13 protein-coding genes and 1 tRNA gene are annotated in these 19,544 nt (G+C 34.8%); 6 read left to right on the top strand and 8 right to left on the bottom strand.

Features of this window, described 5'->3' with window-relative positions:
• Window positions 1–529: 529 nt before the first annotated feature.
• From bafA (BAR153v2_RS03930) to bafA (BAR153v2_RS03915), 4 genes are all read left to right on the top strand, one after another.
• The gene (gene bafA, locus BAR153v2_RS03930) at window positions 530–2,899 is read left to right on the top strand and encodes a BafA family autotransporter (protein ID WP_078680404.1); all 2,370 of its coding nucleotides are present in this window, start codon (window positions 530–532) and stop codon (window positions 2,897–2,899) included.
• A gap of 376 nt (window positions 2,900–3,275) precedes the next feature.
• The gene (locus BAR153v2_RS03925) at window positions 3,276–3,854 is read left to right on the top strand and encodes a hypothetical protein (RefSeq protein ID WP_078680403.1); all 579 of its coding nucleotides are present in this window, start codon (window positions 3,276–3,278) and stop codon (window positions 3,852–3,854) included.
• Window positions 3,740–6,223 (top strand): BafA family autotransporter, encoded by a 2,484-nt coding sequence (gene bafA / locus BAR153v2_RS03920; protein WP_244548628.1) that lies wholly within the window; start codon window positions 3,740–3,742, stop codon window positions 6,221–6,223. Before BAR153v2_RS03925 ends, bafA (BAR153v2_RS03920) begins: the two co-directional genes overlap by 115 nt.
• A 90-nt stretch (window positions 6,224–6,313) precedes the next feature.
• Window positions 6,314–8,266, top strand: coding sequence for a BafA family autotransporter (bafA, locus tag BAR153v2_RS03915; RefSeq protein ID WP_078680402.1), 1,953 nt, complete (start codon window positions 6,314–6,316; stop codon window positions 8,264–8,266).
• 499 nt (window positions 8,267–8,765) lie between these two features.
• Here bafA (BAR153v2_RS03915) and BAR153v2_RS07535 read toward each other — a convergent pair whose 3' ends face one another.
• Together BAR153v2_RS07535 and BAR153v2_RS07530 are read right to left on the bottom strand one after the other, a co-directional pair.
• Window positions 8,766–8,951, bottom strand: a complete 186-nt coding sequence (locus BAR153v2_RS07535; protein ID WP_244548627.1) for a hypothetical protein — start codon at window positions 8,949–8,951, stop codon at window positions 8,766–8,768.
• 248 nt (window positions 8,952–9,199) lie between these two features.
• A complete protein-coding gene (locus tag BAR153v2_RS07530) occupies window positions 9,200–9,400 on the bottom strand; it encodes an ATP-binding cassette domain-containing protein (RefSeq protein ID WP_244548626.1) in 201 nt (66 codons plus the stop codon).
• 250 nt (window positions 9,401–9,650) lie between these two features.
• Between BAR153v2_RS07530 and ndk the strand changes: the two genes are divergently transcribed.
• Window positions 9,651–10,073 carry a nucleoside-diphosphate kinase gene (gene ndk, locus BAR153v2_RS03905; RefSeq protein WP_078680401.1) on the top strand — a complete coding sequence of 141 codons (423 nt, stop codon included), beginning with the start codon at window positions 9,651–9,653 and terminating at the stop codon, window positions 10,071–10,073.
• A gap of 247 nt (window positions 10,074–10,320) precedes the next feature.
• On the opposite strand, the gene pgsA is transcribed toward ndk, so the two are convergent.
• From pgsA to BAR153v2_RS03885, 4 genes are all read right to left on the bottom strand, one after another.
• On the bottom strand, window positions 10,321–10,902 hold the full coding sequence (pgsA, locus tag BAR153v2_RS03900) for a CDP-diacylglycerol--glycerol-3-phosphate 3-phosphatidyltransferase (protein WP_078680400.1): 582 nt from the start codon (window positions 10,900–10,902) through the stop codon (window positions 10,321–10,323).
• 71 nt (window positions 10,903–10,973) lie between these two features.
• Window positions 10,974–12,953, bottom strand: coding sequence for an excinuclease ABC subunit UvrC (gene uvrC, locus BAR153v2_RS03895; RefSeq protein WP_078680399.1), 1,980 nt, complete (start codon window positions 12,951–12,953; stop codon window positions 10,974–10,976).
• A 163-nt stretch (window positions 12,954–13,116) separates the two neighbouring features.
• A complete protein-coding gene (locus tag BAR153v2_RS03890; RefSeq protein WP_078680398.1) occupies window positions 13,117–13,962 on the bottom strand; it encodes a 23S rRNA (adenine(2030)-N(6))-methyltransferase RlmJ in 846 nt (281 codons plus the stop codon).
• 420 nt (window positions 13,963–14,382) lie between these two features.
• A tRNA-Lys gene (locus BAR153v2_RS03885) sits at window positions 14,383–14,458 on the bottom strand.
• Between the two features lie 487 nt (window positions 14,459–14,945).
• On the opposite strand from BAR153v2_RS03885, the gene BAR153v2_RS03880 reads away from it, so the two are divergent.
• Window positions 14,946–16,496 (top strand): TerC family protein, encoded by a 1,551-nt coding sequence (locus BAR153v2_RS03880; RefSeq protein WP_078680397.1) that lies wholly within the window; start codon window positions 14,946–14,948, stop codon window positions 16,494–16,496.
• Window positions 16,497–16,720: 224 nt separating this feature from the next.
• Here BAR153v2_RS03880 and BAR153v2_RS03875 read toward each other — a convergent pair whose 3' ends face one another.
• Together BAR153v2_RS03875 and ybaL are read right to left on the bottom strand one after the other, a co-directional pair.
• Window positions 16,721–17,674, bottom strand: coding sequence for a YbhN family protein (locus tag BAR153v2_RS03875; protein ID WP_078680396.1), 954 nt, complete (start codon window positions 17,672–17,674; stop codon window positions 16,721–16,723).
• Between the two features lie 27 nt (window positions 17,675–17,701).
• The gene (gene ybaL / locus BAR153v2_RS03870; RefSeq protein WP_078680395.1) at window positions 17,702–19,456 is read right to left on the bottom strand and encodes a YbaL family putative K(+) efflux transporter; all 1,755 of its coding nucleotides are present in this window, start codon (window positions 19,454–19,456) and stop codon (window positions 17,702–17,704) included.
• Between the last annotated feature and the right edge of the window lie 88 nt (window positions 19,457–19,544).

Genomic DNA, 19,544 nt, shown 5'->3' with positions numbered 1-19,544 from the left:
TTTGTTTCATATCATTTCAAAAATCAGATTAGAGCTTTATACAGAATCTTTGATTTATTCGTGTCGGATGGATATTATTAATAATATTAGTAAAAGTCTTATTTTAAAGTTTTCTGTACTAATTATGTTACACCAGAGCTCAGAATAGCATATTGAAATTGCTATTAAAAGTTCTAGTTTCTGATTTTTATGTGTAGTGTATTTTTTACCTAATAATAAAAATGAGTAATTTAATATTTTAAAAAATATCAAATGTACAATGTATATCGTTTAATTCTGAAGAATGTTTTCTGAAAAGATGAAGCAATAAAAATATATGCTTGTTAAAAAATTCTTTTTTATAAAATGCTGAGAGGGTGGAGCCAAAATTTGGAAAGATGGAATGGTTTTGTATTTTAAAACACAAGCTATTAAAGGTCTGTACACTTTATACTTTTTGTAAATTTTGATGGGTTCTGGTTGAAATGTAATTTTGCAGAATTATTTACTCCCATTAGTTTGTCCAAGACGGAATAATAAGGGTGTAGTTATGCAATATAAGTGGAAGTTAGGTTATTGGATACTTATGATTAGTAGCTCTTTTGTGGGAGCTGCGAATGCAGATAAGAATGCAATGCAGAGATTTGATGGCAGTTATAGTGGTAATGTTGTTTATGATCAGAATGAGAAAGAAAAAAATACTGAATTTGTTAGAAAAGGTGAAATTACTGTTATTGAAGATGGAGCAATTTTAAAAAATTTCATAATAGGTAATGATGTTAAAATCTACGTTGGTAATGATGGCGAGCAAGATAATCCAGGTTGGTCTATCAATAACATAGTTAGAAATTCTGGAAACCTTTATATTTATGCAGGCGGTTTGAGTAAAGGTACTAAAATTGAAAATGGCGGTGTTGAAACTGTTATGGCGTTCAAAGATAAACAAGGTTTTTCAAGGAATGCTACTATTTACAAAGATGGACAACAGCAAGTTAGGGATGGAGGAAAAACAGAGGGAACGAAAATTTATGGTGGTAAACAGTTTATTTTTGGGGAAGGCAGTGTTGGAGGCAAAATAACAAACAGTTCTGCTTATGATACTATCATTTATGGTGAAGGTGCTATAAGTGGAGAGCAACATATATATGAAGGTGGTGTGGTATGGAATGCAAAAGTAATGGAAGGAGGAATACAAAATCTTTATGCAAAAGATAATGGAGAGGGAGGTAGTGCAGTAAATACTGAAATTTTTAGAGATGGAAGGCAGCGCGTTTTTGCAAAAGGTACAGCTATCACTGTTGCTTTACATGATAATGCTGTCCAAGAAATATATAAGGGCGGTTATGTATACGGTCTAACTATTAATGATCATGCAAGTTCATGGGCATATGCTGGTGCAATATTAGAAGGAGATACAACAATTAATAATTCTGGAAAGTTTTTTCTTTATGCTGGTGATGAAAAAAATCAATCTACAGTAGAAAACTTTATTTTAAATGGAAAAGATACAGGATTATTTGTTATTAGTGCACGTGATAAAGACAGCGCTTTGATTAAGAAACTAAGTGGTAAGGAGGGGATTGTTAGTTTTGTCTTTGATCAGCCTCAAGCACGTTATTCTCGTCTTCATATTGAGAACCTTTCTGGTGAATTAGGAAGTTTACATTTTAGATTTAATACTACTATTGCAGAGGATCGTGGTGATTATCTTTTGATTGACAAGGGTGATGGTAATCACATGATAAGCGTTGTTGATTCAGGTGCTGAAATTACCAATCCTCTTTCACAACAACGTGATTTGGTTACCGATAAAAGTGCAGGAGCTCATTTTACTCTAGCAGATTTTTCCGGAGCAAAAATTAATGCTGTTGATGGTGGCACTTATATGTATAGTTTGAAGCAAAGAAAAAATGATTCTGAAAAGATTTGGTATTTAGCAGCAGATCATTTTGATAAGCCAAGTCCTCCAGATCCAGATCGAGTGCCAAAACCAATACCGACACCGCCTACAACACCATCGACGGATGCATTGTTATCTTTGGCAGTAGCTCCTGAACTAGTTTTTAATAATGAGTTGCAAAGTTTGCGTTTTGGAAGAGGTATTTTGGGAAGGAACAAGAAGAATACAGCGTTGTGGACATATGGGATCAAGGGTAGAGATCGTTTGGCTACAGATCATACGCATTTTAGACTTGATCAGACGGGTATAATATTAGGTGTTGATTGGTTGAAAGAACTAATGAATGGGGATTTTTATGTTGGTGGTTTTGGAAGTTATGATCAAGCGCGTATTACTCATGCGCGAGGCGGTGTCAGTAGTATGGATGCTTACAGTGTTGGGGCTTACGCGACTTATTTTGATAATCAAGGATGGTATTTAGATAGCGTTTTGAAATATAATTATTATATCAATAATTTGAAGACTATTTCAACGAATGGTTTGGGTGTTCAAGGCGATTATAATCAATGGGCTATAGGTAGCTCATTTGAGGTAGGTTATTATTTTGATGTAGCGCCAGATACCTGGATACAGCCTTATACTCAATTAACAGGAATACGTGTTTCAGGTCAGGAAGTAAAACTTTCTAATCAGATGATCGGTGATATGGATAGCTCTCTTTCATTACGCAGTGAAGTTGGAGTATCTGTAGGTCATAAGTTTAGTTTAAATAGTGATACTCACTTAATGACTTATATAACAGCGGCTTGGTTGCGTGAATATATAGATAGCAATCATACGATAATTAATCAGCAACATGAATTTACCACTGATTTGTCTAGGAATGCAGGTAAATTAGGAATTGGTTTGAATAGTTTTGTTGGTAAAAACTTATCATTTTATGCTGAAACTCATTATCTCAAAGGAGAGAAGGTAGAACAGTCCCTTCAAGGTGCTGTAGGGTTACGTTATAGTTTCTAGAATCTAGATGCGGTTTGTTTTCTGATCATTTTGTAATTATATTTTTATAAGCCAGATATTAATGATCAGAAAACTCTTTTTGAGAGAAGATAGATCTTGAGTGTTTCTGCAATTTAATCTGCAATATCAATCTTCAATTAATTAAATCCATTTTGTATAATAATAGCAAACGTATATTTTTCTCTTTAATTTTTCAATAGTGCTGATAATCCAATATAATTTGTTATCATAGTTCTTTGTTAGATATTATTATGTTGTAATATAAAACACATTATGATACATATATTGTAATATAAAACACATTATGATATATATGAACGAGCTATTTGATAATCAGGGGGGTATTAATCTAGTTTTTGGTGATGGAGTGTAGATCGTGCGATATTATAAATTAAGTTTTTCAGTATTAATGATCAGTACTTTTTTCATAGAAAGTGTGAATGCACGGGAGCAGATGCAGGAGATGTCTGATGAAACTTTGGATTTAAGTACAACAATAAGAGATTTCTCCTCTATGTTTGTCAAAGGAAAGGTATTGAAAAACTCTTCAATTGTTACTCAAGGTATCAGTATGCACACTAAAATTGAAGAGGGTGGTCTTGAGATGGTTGAAAATAATGGAGCTTCAACGAGTGCTACTGTTTCTAAAGGTGGAAAACAGCTGATTACACGGGGAGCTACTGCAATATCAACTCGAGTTGATGGTGGTTCGCAGTTTATTTTTGAAGAAAAGCCTAGAAATCTTGGTACAGAAGTTAAGCGAAGTAGTGCTTATGATGCTATAATTGTTGGGAAAAATGGAAATAGTGGGCAACAAAATGTGTATGATGGTGGGGAAGCATGGAATACAAAAGTCATGGGAGGGGGATACAATATCTTTATAAAGGAAAAACAGGAAAAGGTGGTTTTGCATCAAATACTGAAGTTTCTTCGAATGGTAAACAACTTGTTTTAGCAGGAGGTGAAGCTTCGGGAGTTACTTTGAAAGATAAAGCTCTTCAAGTGGTATATCCTGGTGGGACAGTAAAAGGTTTAACAATTCAAGATCAAGCGCAATCATGGGTACATGTTGGTGGAAGTTTAACGGGAGTCACAAGGGTCAATGGTCAAGGATATCTTCATTTTTATGCTGGTGATGATATAAGTTATATTACAAAAGAGGATATTACTTTCAAAGGGCGGAGTGCTGAAAAATTATTTTCTGTTGGTGCACGGAATGGTAACCGTAATTCTGAGATTAAGATTGAGGATTTAGGTGGGGATGGTGGAACAATAAGTTTTTCTTCCGTTGAATATGATAGACGTCATTCTAAAGTTCATATTGAGAAGCTGTCAGGGCATTTACATTTCAATTTTAATATTAGTGATGTAGGGGAGGGAAGCGATCGTATATTCATTAAAAATGGCTCAGGAACGCATACAATAAGTGTTGCCGATTCTGGTCGTGAAATTACAACTTTTTTTTCGCAAAGTCATGGTCGTGTTGCTGAGATCAATTTAGTTATTGATACAAGTAAAAATGGAGAAGCGAGTTTCACTTTGGCGAATAGTGCGGGTGAGTCAATTAGGGCTATCGATGGTGGAGCTTATATGTACACTTTACAACAGAGAAGAAAAAGTGGAAATTGGAAGGTGTGGTCTTTATCTGCAGATACCGGTCAATCTCGTTATATAAGTCCCCCTCCTAAACGGTTAATTCAAAAACCAGTTCCAGATTTCCCGTCTACTTCTAATGGTAAATCGGATAAAAGTAAACTAAAAAACAACAAAAATTCTCGTCAACATTCAGAGATTTTGTCTCGCCCTCCTCGGCATGTAAGACAGTTTGAGCAGGGTTCTCTAGAGATTTTGTCTCGCTCTCCTCGGCATGTAAGACAGTCTGAGCAGGGTTCTCTAGAGATTTTGTCTCGCTCTCCTCGGCATGTAAGATCGCGTAGTTTGGATGGGGCGCCGGTTTCTGATTCTCATGATAGTGGTGTGCAGAGTTATCCAATACTGACTGGTTCTCCAATCTTGGACCCAACGCAATTGCAAACGCCTGATTTTGAAGTGGTTTTAGCACAACAGGTCGATGTTAATAGAGAGATTTCAGCATATCTAGACCCTAAAGATGGGGCAAAAAGTCGCAAACGTGTTTTAGAGTCTCATGATAGTGTTATGCCTAATGATTTAGGATTGAGTGATTCTTCAATCTTGGATTCACAGCAGTTGCAAAAGCCTGATTTTGAAGTGGTTCCATATATATTGACACAACAGATGGATGTTAATGAAGAGATTCCGGCTTACTCGGATCATTTGTATTTAGAAGAAAATGCCAGTTTAGAAGAACAAGAGCATTCTCCACAAGTGATGAAGCAAGATGATGAGGAACAGTTTCCAATATTAGATTTGATATCTACGTCTGTTTTATCTACTACTCCATCGACAGACGCGTTGCTATCCTTATCGGTAGCTCCTGAGCTTGTTTTTAAAAATGAGTTACAAAGTTTGCGTGCTGGAAGAGGCTTTTTAAGAAGAAATAAAAAGAATACTTCTTTATGGACATTTGGGATCAAGAGTAAAGAAGATCTTTCTACAGATCATACGAATTTTAAGTTGGAGCAAACTGGTATAATCCTAGGAATTGATGGGTTAAACGATTTAATGAACGGACAAATTTGTATTGGTGGTTTTGGTAGTTATGACCAATCAGATATTGCTCATGCACGAGATGGTATTAGTCGTGTAAATGCTTATGGCGTTGGGCTTTATGCGACTTATTCTAGTGATCGCGGTTGGTATTTAGATAGCATTTTAAAATATAATTATTATCAAAATAATTTGAAGGCTATTTCGACGAATGGTTTAAATATCAAAGGAGATTATAATCAGAAGGCGATAGGTACTTCATTTGAAGTAGGTCGTCATGTTAAGTTAGCACAAGATACTTGGGTTCAACCTTATGCCCAATTAATTTGGTTAAAAGTTGAGGGTAAAGAAGTAAAGCTTTCCAATGAAATGACAGGTAATATTAGTCCATATACTTCATTGCGTAGCGAAATTGGGATATCTATAGGTCGTGAATTGAATTTAGATACTTCTGCTCAGATGATGACTTATCTAACAACAGCTTGGTTGCGTGAATATATAGATAACAATCATACAATAATTAATAAACAGCATAAATTTAACACTGATTTATCCGGTAGTACTGGTAAACTTGGTGTTGGTTTGAATAGTTTTTTTAGTGAGAATTTGAATTTTTATGTTGAAGCTCATTATCTCAGAGGGAAGAAGACAAAGCAATCACTTCAGGGTGTTTTAGGAGTGCGTTATAGTTTTTAAACAAGAATAACCTCATTCTCTGTTTTGAGATTTTTCATCGTGATGATTGAGGCTACTTAATTCATTAATTTTGATAGTAGGGTTTGGACAATGCGCTATAAATTAGTTTCTGGAATGTTAGTCATGAATATTTCTCTTGCACAAGCTGCTTCATCTAATGCTAATATGGGCGTAGAAAGGCAGGAGCAGGTATTATTATCTGCATCTTCAAATAATCTAGAAGCTTACCCTTATGGTGAAGGTTATATAAGGGAAGAGCAGCATATATATGGAGATGGTGTGGTATGGAATGCAAAAGTAATGGAAGGAGGAATACAAAATCTTTATGCAAAAGATAATGGAGAGGGAGGTAGTGCAGTAAATACTGAAATTTTTAGAGATGGAAGGCAGCGCGTTTTTGCAAAAGGTACAGCTATCACTGTTGCTTTACATGATAATGCTGTCCAAGAAATATATAAGGGCGGTTATGTATACGGTCTAACTATTAATGATCATGCAAGTTCATGGGCATATGCTGGTGCAATATTAGAAGGAGATACAACAATTAATAATTCTGGAAAGTTTTTTCTTTATGCTGGTGATGAAAAAAATCAATCTACAGTAGAAAACTTTATTTTAAATGGAAAAGATACAGGATTATTTGTTATTAGTGCACGTGATAAAGACAGCGCTTTGATTAAGAAACTAAGTGGTAAGGAGGGGATTGTTAGTTTTGTCTTTGATCAGCCTCAAGCACGTTATTCTCGTCTTCATATTGAGAACCTTTCTGGTGAATTAGGAAGTTTACATTTTAGATTTAATACTACTATTGCAGAGGATCGTGGTGATTATCTTTTGATTGACAAGGGTGATGGTAATCACATGATAAGCGTTGTTGATTCAGGTGCTGAAATTACCAATCCTCTTTCACAACAACGTGATTTGGTTACCGATAAAAGTGCAGGAGCTCATTTTACTCTAGCAGATTTTTCCGGAGCAAAAATTAATGCTGTTGATGGTGGCACTTATATGTATAGTTTGAAGCAAAGAAAAAATGATTCTGAAAAGATTTGGTATTTAGCAGCAGATCATTTTGATAAGCCAAGTCCTCCAGATCCAGATCGAGTGCCAAAACCAATACCGACACCGCCTACAACACCATCGACGGATGCATTGTTATCTTTGGCAGTAGCTCCTGAACTAGTTTTTAATAATGAGTTGCAAAGTTTGCGTTTTGGAAGAGGTATTTTGGGAAGGAACAAGAAGAATACAGCGTTGTGGACATATGGGATCAAGGGTAGAGATCGTTTGGCTACAGATCATACGCATTTTAGACTTGATCAGACGGGTATAATATTAGGTGTTGATTGGTTGAAAGAACTAATGAATGGGGATTTTTATGTTGGTGGTTTTGGAAGTTATGATCAAGCGCGTATTACTCATGCGCGAGGCGGTGTCAGTAGTATGGATGCTTACAGTGTTGGGGCTTACGCGACTTATTTTGATAATCAAGGATGGTATTTAGATAGCGTTTTGAAATATAATTATTATATCAATAATTTGAAGACTATTTCAACGAATGGTTTGGGTGTTCAAGGCGATTATAATCAATGGGCTATAGGTAGCTCATTTGAGGTAGGTTATTATTTTGATGTAGCGCCAGATACCTGGATACAGCCTTATACTCAATTAACAGGAATACGTGTTTCAGGTCAGGAAGTAAAACTTTCTAATCAGATGATCGGTGATATGGATAGCTCTCTTTCATTACGCAGTGAAGTTGGAGTATCTGTAGGTCATAAGTTTAGTTTAAATAGTGATACTCACTTAATGACTTATATAACAGCGGCTTGGTTGCGTGAATATATAGATAGCAATCATACGATAATTAATCAGCAACATGAATTTACCACTGATTTGTCTAGGAATGCAGGTAAATTAGGAATTGGTTTGAATAGTTTTGTTGGTAAAAACTTATCATTTTATGCTGAAACTCATTATCTCAAAGGAGAGAAGGTAGAACAGTCCCTTCAAGGTGCTGTAGGGTTACGTTATAGTTTCTAGAATCTAGATGCGGTTTGTTGTGTTGTGATTTCTATTGTATGAGAAGTTTTTAAAGGTCTTTTTTGTGGAAGAGCTGTTATGCTACTAAGCGAGATAGCTAATGGTATGGTGGCGATGTTTTTGCGTGATCTTTTGTTTCGTATTGATTAGATAAATCAAACCAAAGTGTTTCCGCTTCTTTTAGTTTTTTCATTGTTTTAGCGCGTTCTTTTTCTTTTTCAGAAGACTGATTATGGAAAAAGCAGGAATTAATTCTTAGTCAAATTATTTAATGTTTTTGAAGAGAAATTGATTAGTGCTTCAGTCTCAGCGGTTTGTTTGCGTAATGGTGTAAGAAGAGAGCGATTTTGTGTGTTGATCTTTCTTCGCTCATTTTTAGAAATGAAAAAGTTCTTTTTTAAGAGAGGTATTTGTTTTTTTTTAGAGGAAAGGCCAAGAATTTCTGTACGGCAAGTGTTGATATCACCATCATAAGGTAGAATGGTTCTATTTTTACAAGCTAAAACTGTTCCATTGATACTTCAATAAGGTGACGATCATGAGAAATGAGTATAATAGCTCCGTTAAAATTATTAAGTGCATGGATTAGTTCTTTACGACTATCAATATCAAGATAATTTGTTGATTCATCGAGCAATAAAAGATCAGGTTCAGTAAAAAGCACAGCTGCCAATGCAATACGCATGCGCCATCCACCAGAAAAAGAGGATAAGGTTGTTGGTGTGTATGATGATCAAACCCTGGATCGGAAAGAATTTTACTAGCGCGTGCTTTTGCGGAATGAGTATTAATATCATTTAAATGTAGATGAATATTCGCAATATGCATCGGGTTAGTAGTTGTTTCTGATCCACGGAGAAGATTAATAAGTTCTTTGTCTGCGTAAAACAATTTCGAGTAAGGACTGTTCGGTTGCTGATGCTTCCTGGAAGACTAAACTAATTCCTGCTTTTGTGGTATAAGAACCTCACTATTTTCAGGCGAAATTACACCTGTAATAACGCGAAAAAGAGTTGATTTGCCAGCCCCACTATTCCCAACAAATCCAGTTTTTGAACTAGCGGGAAGTGCAACATTAGTGCGATTGATCAAAAGACATCCAGTTATCCGTATTGTAATATCATTCAATACCAATATAATGAAAAGTTTCTTTTCATGATTTTTAAATAAGCACAAGTTTATTCAATTTTTGAAGGAAAAATGATGATATGATTATTAAGATAAATGACTACTAACATTTTTATTATATGAAGATTACGATCTTTAAAAGAATTATACAATTGAAAATTAATACAAATTTTCTTACCGTTACTTGGTAGAAGGTTCTTTACTTGTTATAGAGAAGTGAAGACAGTTTTTAAATGAAAGAAAGGTAGATAATCAAATGGCTGTAGAGCGGACTTTATCGATGATTAAACCGGATGCAACACGCCGTAATTTGACAGGGGCAATTACAAAAATGCTTGAAGATGCTGGATTGCGTGTTATCGCATCTAAGCGCGTGTGGATGAGTCGACAGCAAGCAGAGAGATTTTATGTAATCCATAAAGGGCGTCCATTTTTTGAAGAGTTGGTAACATTTATGTCTTCTGGCCCAACTGTTGTGCAGGTTTTAGAGGGGAAAAATGCAATCGTTAACAATCGTGAAATTATGGGAGCCACAAATCCTATAGATGCACAGGAAGGAACGATTCGCAAAGTACATGCTTTATCGATTAGTGAAAACTCTGTCCATGGTTCAGATAGTGCTGAATCTGCAAAAACGGAGATAGCTTATTGGTTTTCCGACATTGAAATTGTTGGTTAATAAAAGGACATTTAGAAAATGAAAAGTTCTGAAATATATTGCGGGACTTTTTTAGCAAAATTATTCGCTTTAAAAAGAGCATGTTGATATGATTATGTCTAAAAAGTATTTTTCTACCTTCTTAGATTTTAATTATATATATGCCTTATTTTCCAAATGTTCTATGTGTCAGTTGAAGTAATGGTAAATGCCTTATTATTTAGTGTAATGAGCCTTTATTCATGTTGTAGTTTTGTGGTTTATTTTTTTATGTGATAACATGCTTCAAGCCGGCGCGGAAATAATCCCATCCTGTCCATAATGTAAGCAAAGCAGCAATCCATAGCATAGCAATGCCGAATTCTGTTGTGTAAGGAATTATTTTATTAGCGGCAGGCCCTGCTAAGAGTAATATAATAGCTATCATTTGTACAAAAGTTTTCCATTTTGCAAAACGAGAGACAGGAACACTTACTTTTAACTCAGCTAAATATTCACGTAATCCAGAGACAAGAATTTCTCGGCAAAGAATAATAATCGCTGCCCAAAGTGTCCACCCGGCGATAGTGCTTTCTGCAGCAAGTAAGAGCAGGCAGGCAGAGACGAGAAGTTTATCTGCAATTGGATCTAACATGCGACCAATATTAGAAGTTTGTTGCCAAATACGGGCAAGATAGCCATCCAAAAAGTCAGTAATAGATGCAATAATAAAAATAGATACAGCAGTCCAACGAGCAATATCACTTGATTGTAGTCGCCCTTCTAAGAAAAAACATGCTACAACCAATGGAACAGCAATGATTCGTGCATAAGTCAGAATATTAGGAAAAGAAAAAGTATGATTTTTCATAGAGCAATTTTCAGTTTTTAGAGTATAATTTATTGTATGAACGTAACAAGGCAAAGCTTATGAAACAAGCCTTATTTTTTATTAAAATAGTTATGAATTTTGTACGCAATTGCTTTAGAAATACCTACAACTTTTGTTAAGTCTTCAACAGATGCTCTGGAAACTGCTTTAGAGCTTCCGAAATAGTTAAGCAAAGCACGCTTTCTCGTAGGACCTATTTTTTCAATTTCATCAAGTGGATTCTTGAATGCTTCTTTTTTTCGTTTTGCTTTATGAGTTTCAACTGCAAAACGATGTGCTTCATCGCGTAAACGTTGTAGAAAATAAAGAATAGGATTGTCTGGGGGGAGTGTAAAAGGTTGTTTTCCTTTTACAAAAAACCGTTCTAGACCGGCTTTCCGATCAACGCCTTTAGCTATGCCGATTACAGTGATAAAATCACCTAAATCTAATTCAGATAACACTGCGTTGGTAATATTTATTTGTCCTTGTCCTCCATCAATTAATATAAGATCAGGCCATGGGGGACAAGAATCTTCATAGCCAATATTTTTATTTTTGTTAGGTAAACCATACGTTTTGAGAAGGCGTAAAAATCTTCGTTCAATTACTTCTTTCATCATACCGAGATCATCACCAGGTTTGATATTGGTCGAGCAAATATTAAATTTACGGTATTGATTTTTTACAAAACCTGTTTGGTCAACAACAATCATTACACCCACTGCATTAGTTCCCATAATATGTGAGTTGTCGTATACTTCTATACGGCGTGGGGTATGGGACAGTTGAAATGTTTTAACAATACTATGAAGGAGTTTTTTGTGTGCTGATGTTTCAGAAAGCTTGCGTTGGAGTGCTTCATGGGCATTAGTGTAAGCATGATTCACAAGAGCTTTGCGTTCTCCTTGTTTTGGTAAAGATAAAACTATTTTGTGGTTTGCTTTCAGGCTTAATGCTTGAGTGATAAGTATTTCTTCTTCAATTGTATTAGACAAAAGGATAAGCTTTGGAATTGGCTTATTATCATAAAATTGTATAAGAAAACTTGCTAGAATTTCAGAGCTGGAAAAAGACGGATCTGCTTTTGGAAAATAGGATCGATTTCCCCAATTTTGGCCCATACGGAAAAAAAATACTTGAATACAAGTCATTCCTTCTTGTTGTGCAATTGCGAAAACATCTGCTTCTTTCACAGTTTGAGGATTAATACTCTGACGGCTTTGTATGTAAGAAAGAGCTGATAAGCGGTTGCGATAGGTTATAGCGCGTTCAAAATCAAGGTTTTCTGCAGCTTTATGCATAGCTTGAACCATATCATTTTTAATTGATTGACTTTTTCCTGAAAGAAAAGCTTTTGCTTTTTTAACAAGTTGTAAATAATCACTATTGCTAATTTCATATGTACAAGGAGCTGAACAGCGTTTAATTTGATAAAGCAAGCAAGGCCGTGTACAGTTTTCAAGAACTGAATCAGTGCAAGTTCGTAATAAAAAGGCGCGTTGTAAAACATTGATTGTTTGTGTAACCGCTTCCGAAGAAGCAAAAGGACCAAAATAATGGGCTTTTCGTGTTCGGGCACCACGATGTTTGTAGAGTGCAGGTGCTCGATGATCATCTGTGATAATGATATAAGGTAAAGTCTTATCATCACGCAATAAAACATTAAAACGTGGATGTAATCTTTTAATTAAATTGGCCTCTAAAAGGAGGGCTTCTGTTTCTGTATGCGTAACAACAAATTCCATATGATTCGTTTCACGAATCATGCGTATGATACGGTTATTGTGGCCATGTTCATGGCTATAATGTGAAACACGTTTTTTGAGATTTCGCGCTTTGCCAACATAGAGAATATCGCCATTTTCATTGAGCATCCGATAAACTCCTGGTTTATGAGGGAGATTTTTGACAAACTCTTGGATGAGTGCAACACCTTTAGATTGGTTATTCTTGTTTTTTTGATGAGCATTGTGCCATGTAATGTCAGATAAAGAAGGCAATTTTTCTTTGTTTTTTGTACAGGGGAGTATATGATTGTCTAAGCTCATTAATTTACCTGAAACTATTTTATATTTGAAATATGAAATGTTTGTTTTTAGTCAAGCGCTTTGTTTATGAATTGCTATTTTTTTTATTTATGGCATCAAAATTGATAATTTTTAGCATGAATTTTTATTTAAAATACAAAATAATCAATATCGTAGGTTAGTTCTATGAAAGCCATTTTTGTATAATATGTGCATACTTATCTTGTCCAAGATGATTGATAAGGAAAGGACCAATTTTTTTTATTTCGTCTTCAAGAAGATAAGGAGGATTAATAAGAATCATGCCACTACCATCCATTTTAGGTGGGGATGCGCTTTTCCGAATACGCATCTCGAGTTGTAAAATTTTGGGAATTTCTGTTTTTTGCAGTGCATGAAGAAAAACCTCAATCTCTTTATCATATTTAACAGGATACCATAAAGCATATACTCCTCCAGAAAAACGTCTATATGCTTTCACTATTCCTTCAATAAAACGGGAAAATTCCCCTGGTTGTTCAAAAGAAGGATCAATGAAAATGAGTCCACGCCTTTCTTTTGGTGGTAGGTGAGAATTTAAAGAAAGCCAACCATTTAGATGCAGAATTTTTGTTTGGTAATCACCAGAAAAGTGACGGGCTAGAATTTGGTAATCTTCACGGTGCAATTCAATTGCGGTTAGACGATCTTTTTTACGCAGTAGTTGGCGAATGAGAATAGGTGATCCAGGATAGAATACAATCTCTTTAGCTCCTTTATTGAAGGCAAAAATAACACTATACCATGGAGCAAGAAGTTCTTTTAAGTCTTGGGGGATAGGAATTGAAAGAAGTCGCTTGACGCCTTCACACCATTCTTCTGTTTTATGTGCTTCTACAGAAGAAAGATCATAGAGTCCAATGCCCGCATGCGTATCTATAACGCGAAAGGCTTTTTCTTTGCGCTTAAGATATTCTATGATGCGTGTGACAATAATGTGTTTAAAGACATCAGCAAAATTGCCAGCATGATAAATATGCCGATAATTCATGAGTAAAATTTATCATATATATAATTGTTTCCCAAATTTCTTTTTAAGTAAATAATAGCTTTTGTAGTAGTAAAAGATCTAAACCTAGAAAAATTTAAATCTTTAAAATCTATGGAGATTATTAGAGTTTTAATAGCGTTGAGGATTTTATTGTCAAATTTTTATGATCTTTAATGTAAAAGTAAAATTTTTAGAATAATAAAAATTTTAAAGACCATTGATATTTTCGAGTAGCTTAAACGCATTCTATTATGTTTCTGATATCAAGATATTTTGCAGAGATAAACTTTAAAAATATTCTTTAGATTTAAGAGCACGCTGAATTTAAAGTAAATCAATTGTAGATAGAAAAGATATTTGAAGCTAATAACAGTTTTTTATAATTTTATTTATGTTTCTTTATTAACAAATGAACTTTATTGGTGGGTGATGAGGGAATTGAACCCACGACCCGCTGATTAAGAGTCAGCTGCTCTACCAACTGAGCTAATCACCCACATTTTTCAAGAGGTAAAAATGAGCACTCTCCTATAACGTCTCAAAAAGAAGATGTCTAGATAGGCTTGTTGTTTTTAATCTATTTATAGGGAATAAAGAGAGCTTATAGTTATGTTATAGGTTAAAAAATATTCTTCTCCTCTTGATATTATATAAAAATAAACCTATTAGTTAAGATATTCTGTAAATAGATGTTCTACTTAATGTAGAGCCATAATTGGAGGGTCGTCGAGCGTAATGCCCGGGCAAGATTCAGGAGAGCCTTCTTGTAGTGTCAAGCGGTGTAGGTTATTATTGTTTTTTATATATTCCATCAATAACCATATGGGTTCAAACGCTGCTTTGAAGATACTTACTTTTGCATGTAATTTATTTGTACTCAATATTATTGATTACTTATGCGGATGAAAGTTTATGATCTTTTTCATCAGCAACATGTACTTAAGCTTTTTAATTTTAAAGATATTTTTAAAGGGTGAGCTATAATGGAATGGATCACTGATCCCCATGCGTGGTTTGGCTTGGTTACATTAATTTTTCTCGAAATTGTTTTAGGCATAGATAATCTTGTTTTTATTGCGATCTTAGCAGAAAAATTACCGTTACATTTACGTGATCGTGCATGTTTTATAGGGCTAACTTTAGCGTTATTGATGCGACTTTGTCTTCTCACGGTTATTGGTTGGGTAATGAGTTTTGATAGGGTAATTCTTTCCATCTCATCCTTTGTATTTAGTTGGCATAACCTAATCTTGATTGGTGGTGGAGCTTTTTTATTAGCGAAAGGAACATTGGAATTACACGAAAGATTAGAAGGTACAATGCATACACAAAAAAAAGGAGTTATTTATGCTGTTTTTTGGCAAGTGATTATTCAAATTGTTGTGCTTGATGCAGTGTTTTCTCTTGATAGTATTATCACCGCAACGGGTATGATTGCTAAAGACCAAACAATGGTTATGTATATAGCGGTTATTATCGCTATGGGTGTGATGATGTGGGGATCAGGAATCCTTATGAATTTTGTTAATCGTCATCCTACTATTGTGATTTTGTGTCTTGGCTTCTTGATGATGATTGGTTTTGCTCTCATTGTTGAGGGCTTTGGCTTTCATATTCCAAAGGGTTATTTGTATGCTGCAATTGGTTTTTCAGTTGTCATTGAAGTTTTTAATCAAATTGGACGTCGTAATCGTGAAAAGATGATTACGACAAATGATCTACGTGAACGGACGGCTGATGCTGTCTTGAGGCTCTTAGGAGGTGGAAAAAAAGCTGGAAATCTTAGCGAAACTGTAGATGTCATTGTTGAACAAGCTACTACTTCAGAAATTTTTCGGCCAGAAGAAAAAGAAATGATTCGTGGTGTTCTTGATTTAGCAGATCGCCCTGTGCGTTCTATTATGTCACCACGTAATGAAGTTGAATGGTTAGATTTAAATGGTGACGAAAATGCAATGCGTGAAGAATTGCAACGAGTTAAGCATAGTCGCTTAATTCTTGCGCGTGAAAAAGTAGATGAATTTGTCGGTGTCGCTTTGACGAAAGACCTTCTTTTAAATTTAGCTGAGGGTAAAAAAATTAATTGGCAAAAAGCTATGCGTGAGCCACTTGTTGTTCATGAAAATACAGGTGTTTTAAGATTAATGGAGAAATTACGTCATTCTCCAATTCAACTTGCGATTATTGTTGATGAGCATGGATCTTTGAAAGGTATTGCAACACCAACAGATATTTTTGAAGCGATTGCAGGTGATTTTCCTGATGATGATGAATCTGTTGTGGCAGAAAAACTCGAAGACGGAAAGCTACTTGTTGAGGGATATGCTGATATCCGTCGTTTAAGCGGTTATCTTGAACGTAATCTTGTTGATGACGCAGACCGTTATACTACGCTTGCAGGGTTTATGCTTTGGCGTTTGGGGTATTTACCAAATGAAGGTGAAAGTTTTGAAGCTGAAGGTTTATGTTTTAAAGTCGTTGAAATGGATCGCCGGAATATCTCTAAAGTTCTTATTTCTCCAATTGTTGTGTAGTAGAAATACTAATTGTTGTGGTAATAAAATAAATGGAGAAGAAAACTTAATTATAATCAATAACTGAAATAATGAAAAAATTATTTGTATCGATTACTCAAGTATTATCACAGTAGTAGATTGCTAATCATATGTGAAGGAATTAAGCTTTAAACGAGTTCTCCTGTGGAAATCTTATTAGTTAAGTTAGATATTAGTTTGTATCAACATAATATAATTCTTTTTTATTCAGGCGGTTTTTTTTGTATGCGTTTAAAATATTGGTTGGTTTCAAAAATTGCTATAAAGAATAGTGAAATGATAAATGGTATGATCAAATAAAGCATTCTAAATACGATAATTGCTGCAATAACATCGGTGGGGTCTATATTAGGCATACCTGTTATAAATAAAGCCTCAAGTACTCCTATACCTCCTGCGGGGGCGTTAGAGAGAAGAGTTATGGAGAAAGAGGCAAGGAATACGCCAAGTACAGAGATAAAATTAATATCAGCATCATGTGGTAGTACAGCATATATAATTCCTGCTGCTCCTAAAATCTCTAATGGGCTAATAATAAGTTGTCGAATAACAATTTTAAGCCGTGGATAAAAAAGCTGAATTTTTTTGCTTATACGTAAGGGTTTTAACTGCAACCAACTGCCGAAAATATAAAGAGCTATACAGGTCAGTAAAATTACACCAATTATCTTTCCTAGCCACTTGGGAAGATCATTGTGAATGAGGGTAATAATTTCTGGTTGTAAAATTAAGACAATACCAGAAAGTAAGATTGTACCAATTACAAAAGTGAATGAACAAAAGGCCACTAATATAGCAATTTCTGTTCCACTTAGCCCTTTTATTGTATAAGCGCGATAACGTACGATAGCACCAGAAAAAACTGATGCACCGATATTATGTGAGAGCGCATAAGTAGTGAATGAACATATAGCTATAAATATCCAAGAAATTTTACGACCAAGATGTTGCAAGGCAATTCGATCATAACCAGCAAGAGCTGTATAAGCAATGAATGAACAAAGACAGGCTAAAAGCCAATGATGCGTGCTTAAATTAGAAAGACGTTCTAATACAGCACTAAACGAAATAGCAGATAACTTTATATAAAGAATGCGAATCGATATCAACATTGCTAAAATGCCAATAAATGGCCATATAAATTTCTGTAGTTTCACACTTCATTTACCCGTTTTGGTTTTTGTTTACATTTTTTGTAAAGTTAATTCGTTATTAAGCGTATTTGTTACAGATCGCTGTCCAATTATATACTCAATAAAACCATTAGCGATTTCTTTGTCATTCGTTACTACAATATCTGCTCCTAAATCCATTAAATAAGATGTTTCTGATTCAGATAGTGCATGAGCGATTATTTGAAGGTTTTTGTTCAGATGGCGTATATTTACTATACATTGTCCCGCTTCAATGGTACTTCGCATTGTAATAACGACTTTACATGCGCTTTTAATATTGGCTGCATTAATAATTTCCTTTTTAATGATATTACCACAAATGGTTTCTATTCCATTTGCTATTGCTTTATCAGCAAGACGCTTTGATTCTTCAACTACTATAATAGGCTGACCTCTTTCTATTAAAGGCAGTGTTATGTATTTTCCAATACAGCTATAACCAATAATCACAATATGGTTAGTTTTTGAAGTAATTGATAGAGCTTCTTCATCGAAATCTTCAGGATTGATATTAATAATTGTTTGTTTATCTTGCGAGTTAGCAGAAGAATTTTCTAGATATTTTTTAATTTTATCAACAGCAATAAAAACAAGAGGATTGAGCAAGATAGAAAGAATTGCACCTCCAAGAATTAAATCGCGAGCGTTGTTATTTAAAAGTCCAAGGCTTGAACCCAGTCCTGTAAGGATAAAAGAAAATTCTCCAATTTGTGCCAGGCTGGCCGAAATAGTCAAAGCTATTCCATTGGAATAGCGGAAAGCTTTAACAATAAAAAAAGCAACAGCAGATTTTCCTACGATGATAATCGATAAGGTTGCGAGAAGAGAAAAAAAGTTGGTCAGAATTTTCGTAGGATCGAATAACATGCCCACAGAAACAAAAAAAAGAACTGAGAATGCATCTCGCAGTGGTAAAGATTCTTCTGCTGCACGATGACTTAATTCTGACTCGCTCATCATCATACCTGCAAAAAAAGCACCAAGAGACAGTGAAACACCAAATAAATGAGCAGCTCCAAAAGCTACTCCTAATGCAATAGCAAAAACACTAAGGCGAAACAATTCACGCGATCCAGATTGTGCGCTCACTTTTAGTAACCATGGTATAAAACGCTTGCCAATAACGAACATTAGAGCAAAAAATATAATGATTTTTAAAATTGTTAGGCCAACAATTCCCCAGGTGTTTAAATTGAGCCATTGAATAAGAGGATCGATTGGTTCCTTTTTTGTATTACCAAGGATGTTTGCTAGTGCAGGCATAAGAACTAGGATTAGAACCATAGCTAAATCTTCAATAATTAACCAACCAATGGCAATACGTCCTTTTTCTGTTTCAATCAAGTATCGTTCTTGCAGAGCACGCAGCAAGATTACAGTACTTGCTGTCGATAATGCTAAACCAAATACTAAACCATCACTAAATCCCCATCCCATAATCCAACCGAGGCATAAGCCAAGAAAAGTAGCAAATACCATTTGTATAATAGCTGCAGGAATAGCTATGGCTTTAACAGATAAAAGATCTTTTAATGAAAAATGCAATCCAACACCAAACATCAGCAAAATAACGCCGATTTCAGCAAGTTGGTTGATCAAAACAGAGTCTACTTTAAAACTCCCAACATTAGGTCCTACAATGACACCAGCTAATAGATATCCTACTAATGGAGAGACACGCAAACGGTTAGCAATCATTCCGAAAATAAATGCTAAACATAAACCTGCAACAATAGTTGTAATTAATGGCGTATCGTGAGGCATAATTATAGTATAGTGCTTTCTTTAGAAATAGTTGTCACAATGATTATAATTTTTAAAAAGAAAAAAGAATAACATATTATATAAATTA

The organism is Bartonella sp. AR 15-3 (genome assembly GCF_002022445.1).
GTDB lineage: Bacteria > Pseudomonadota > Alphaproteobacteria > Rhizobiales > Rhizobiaceae > Bartonella.
This window is presented reverse-complemented; position numbering and strand designations above follow the sequence as displayed.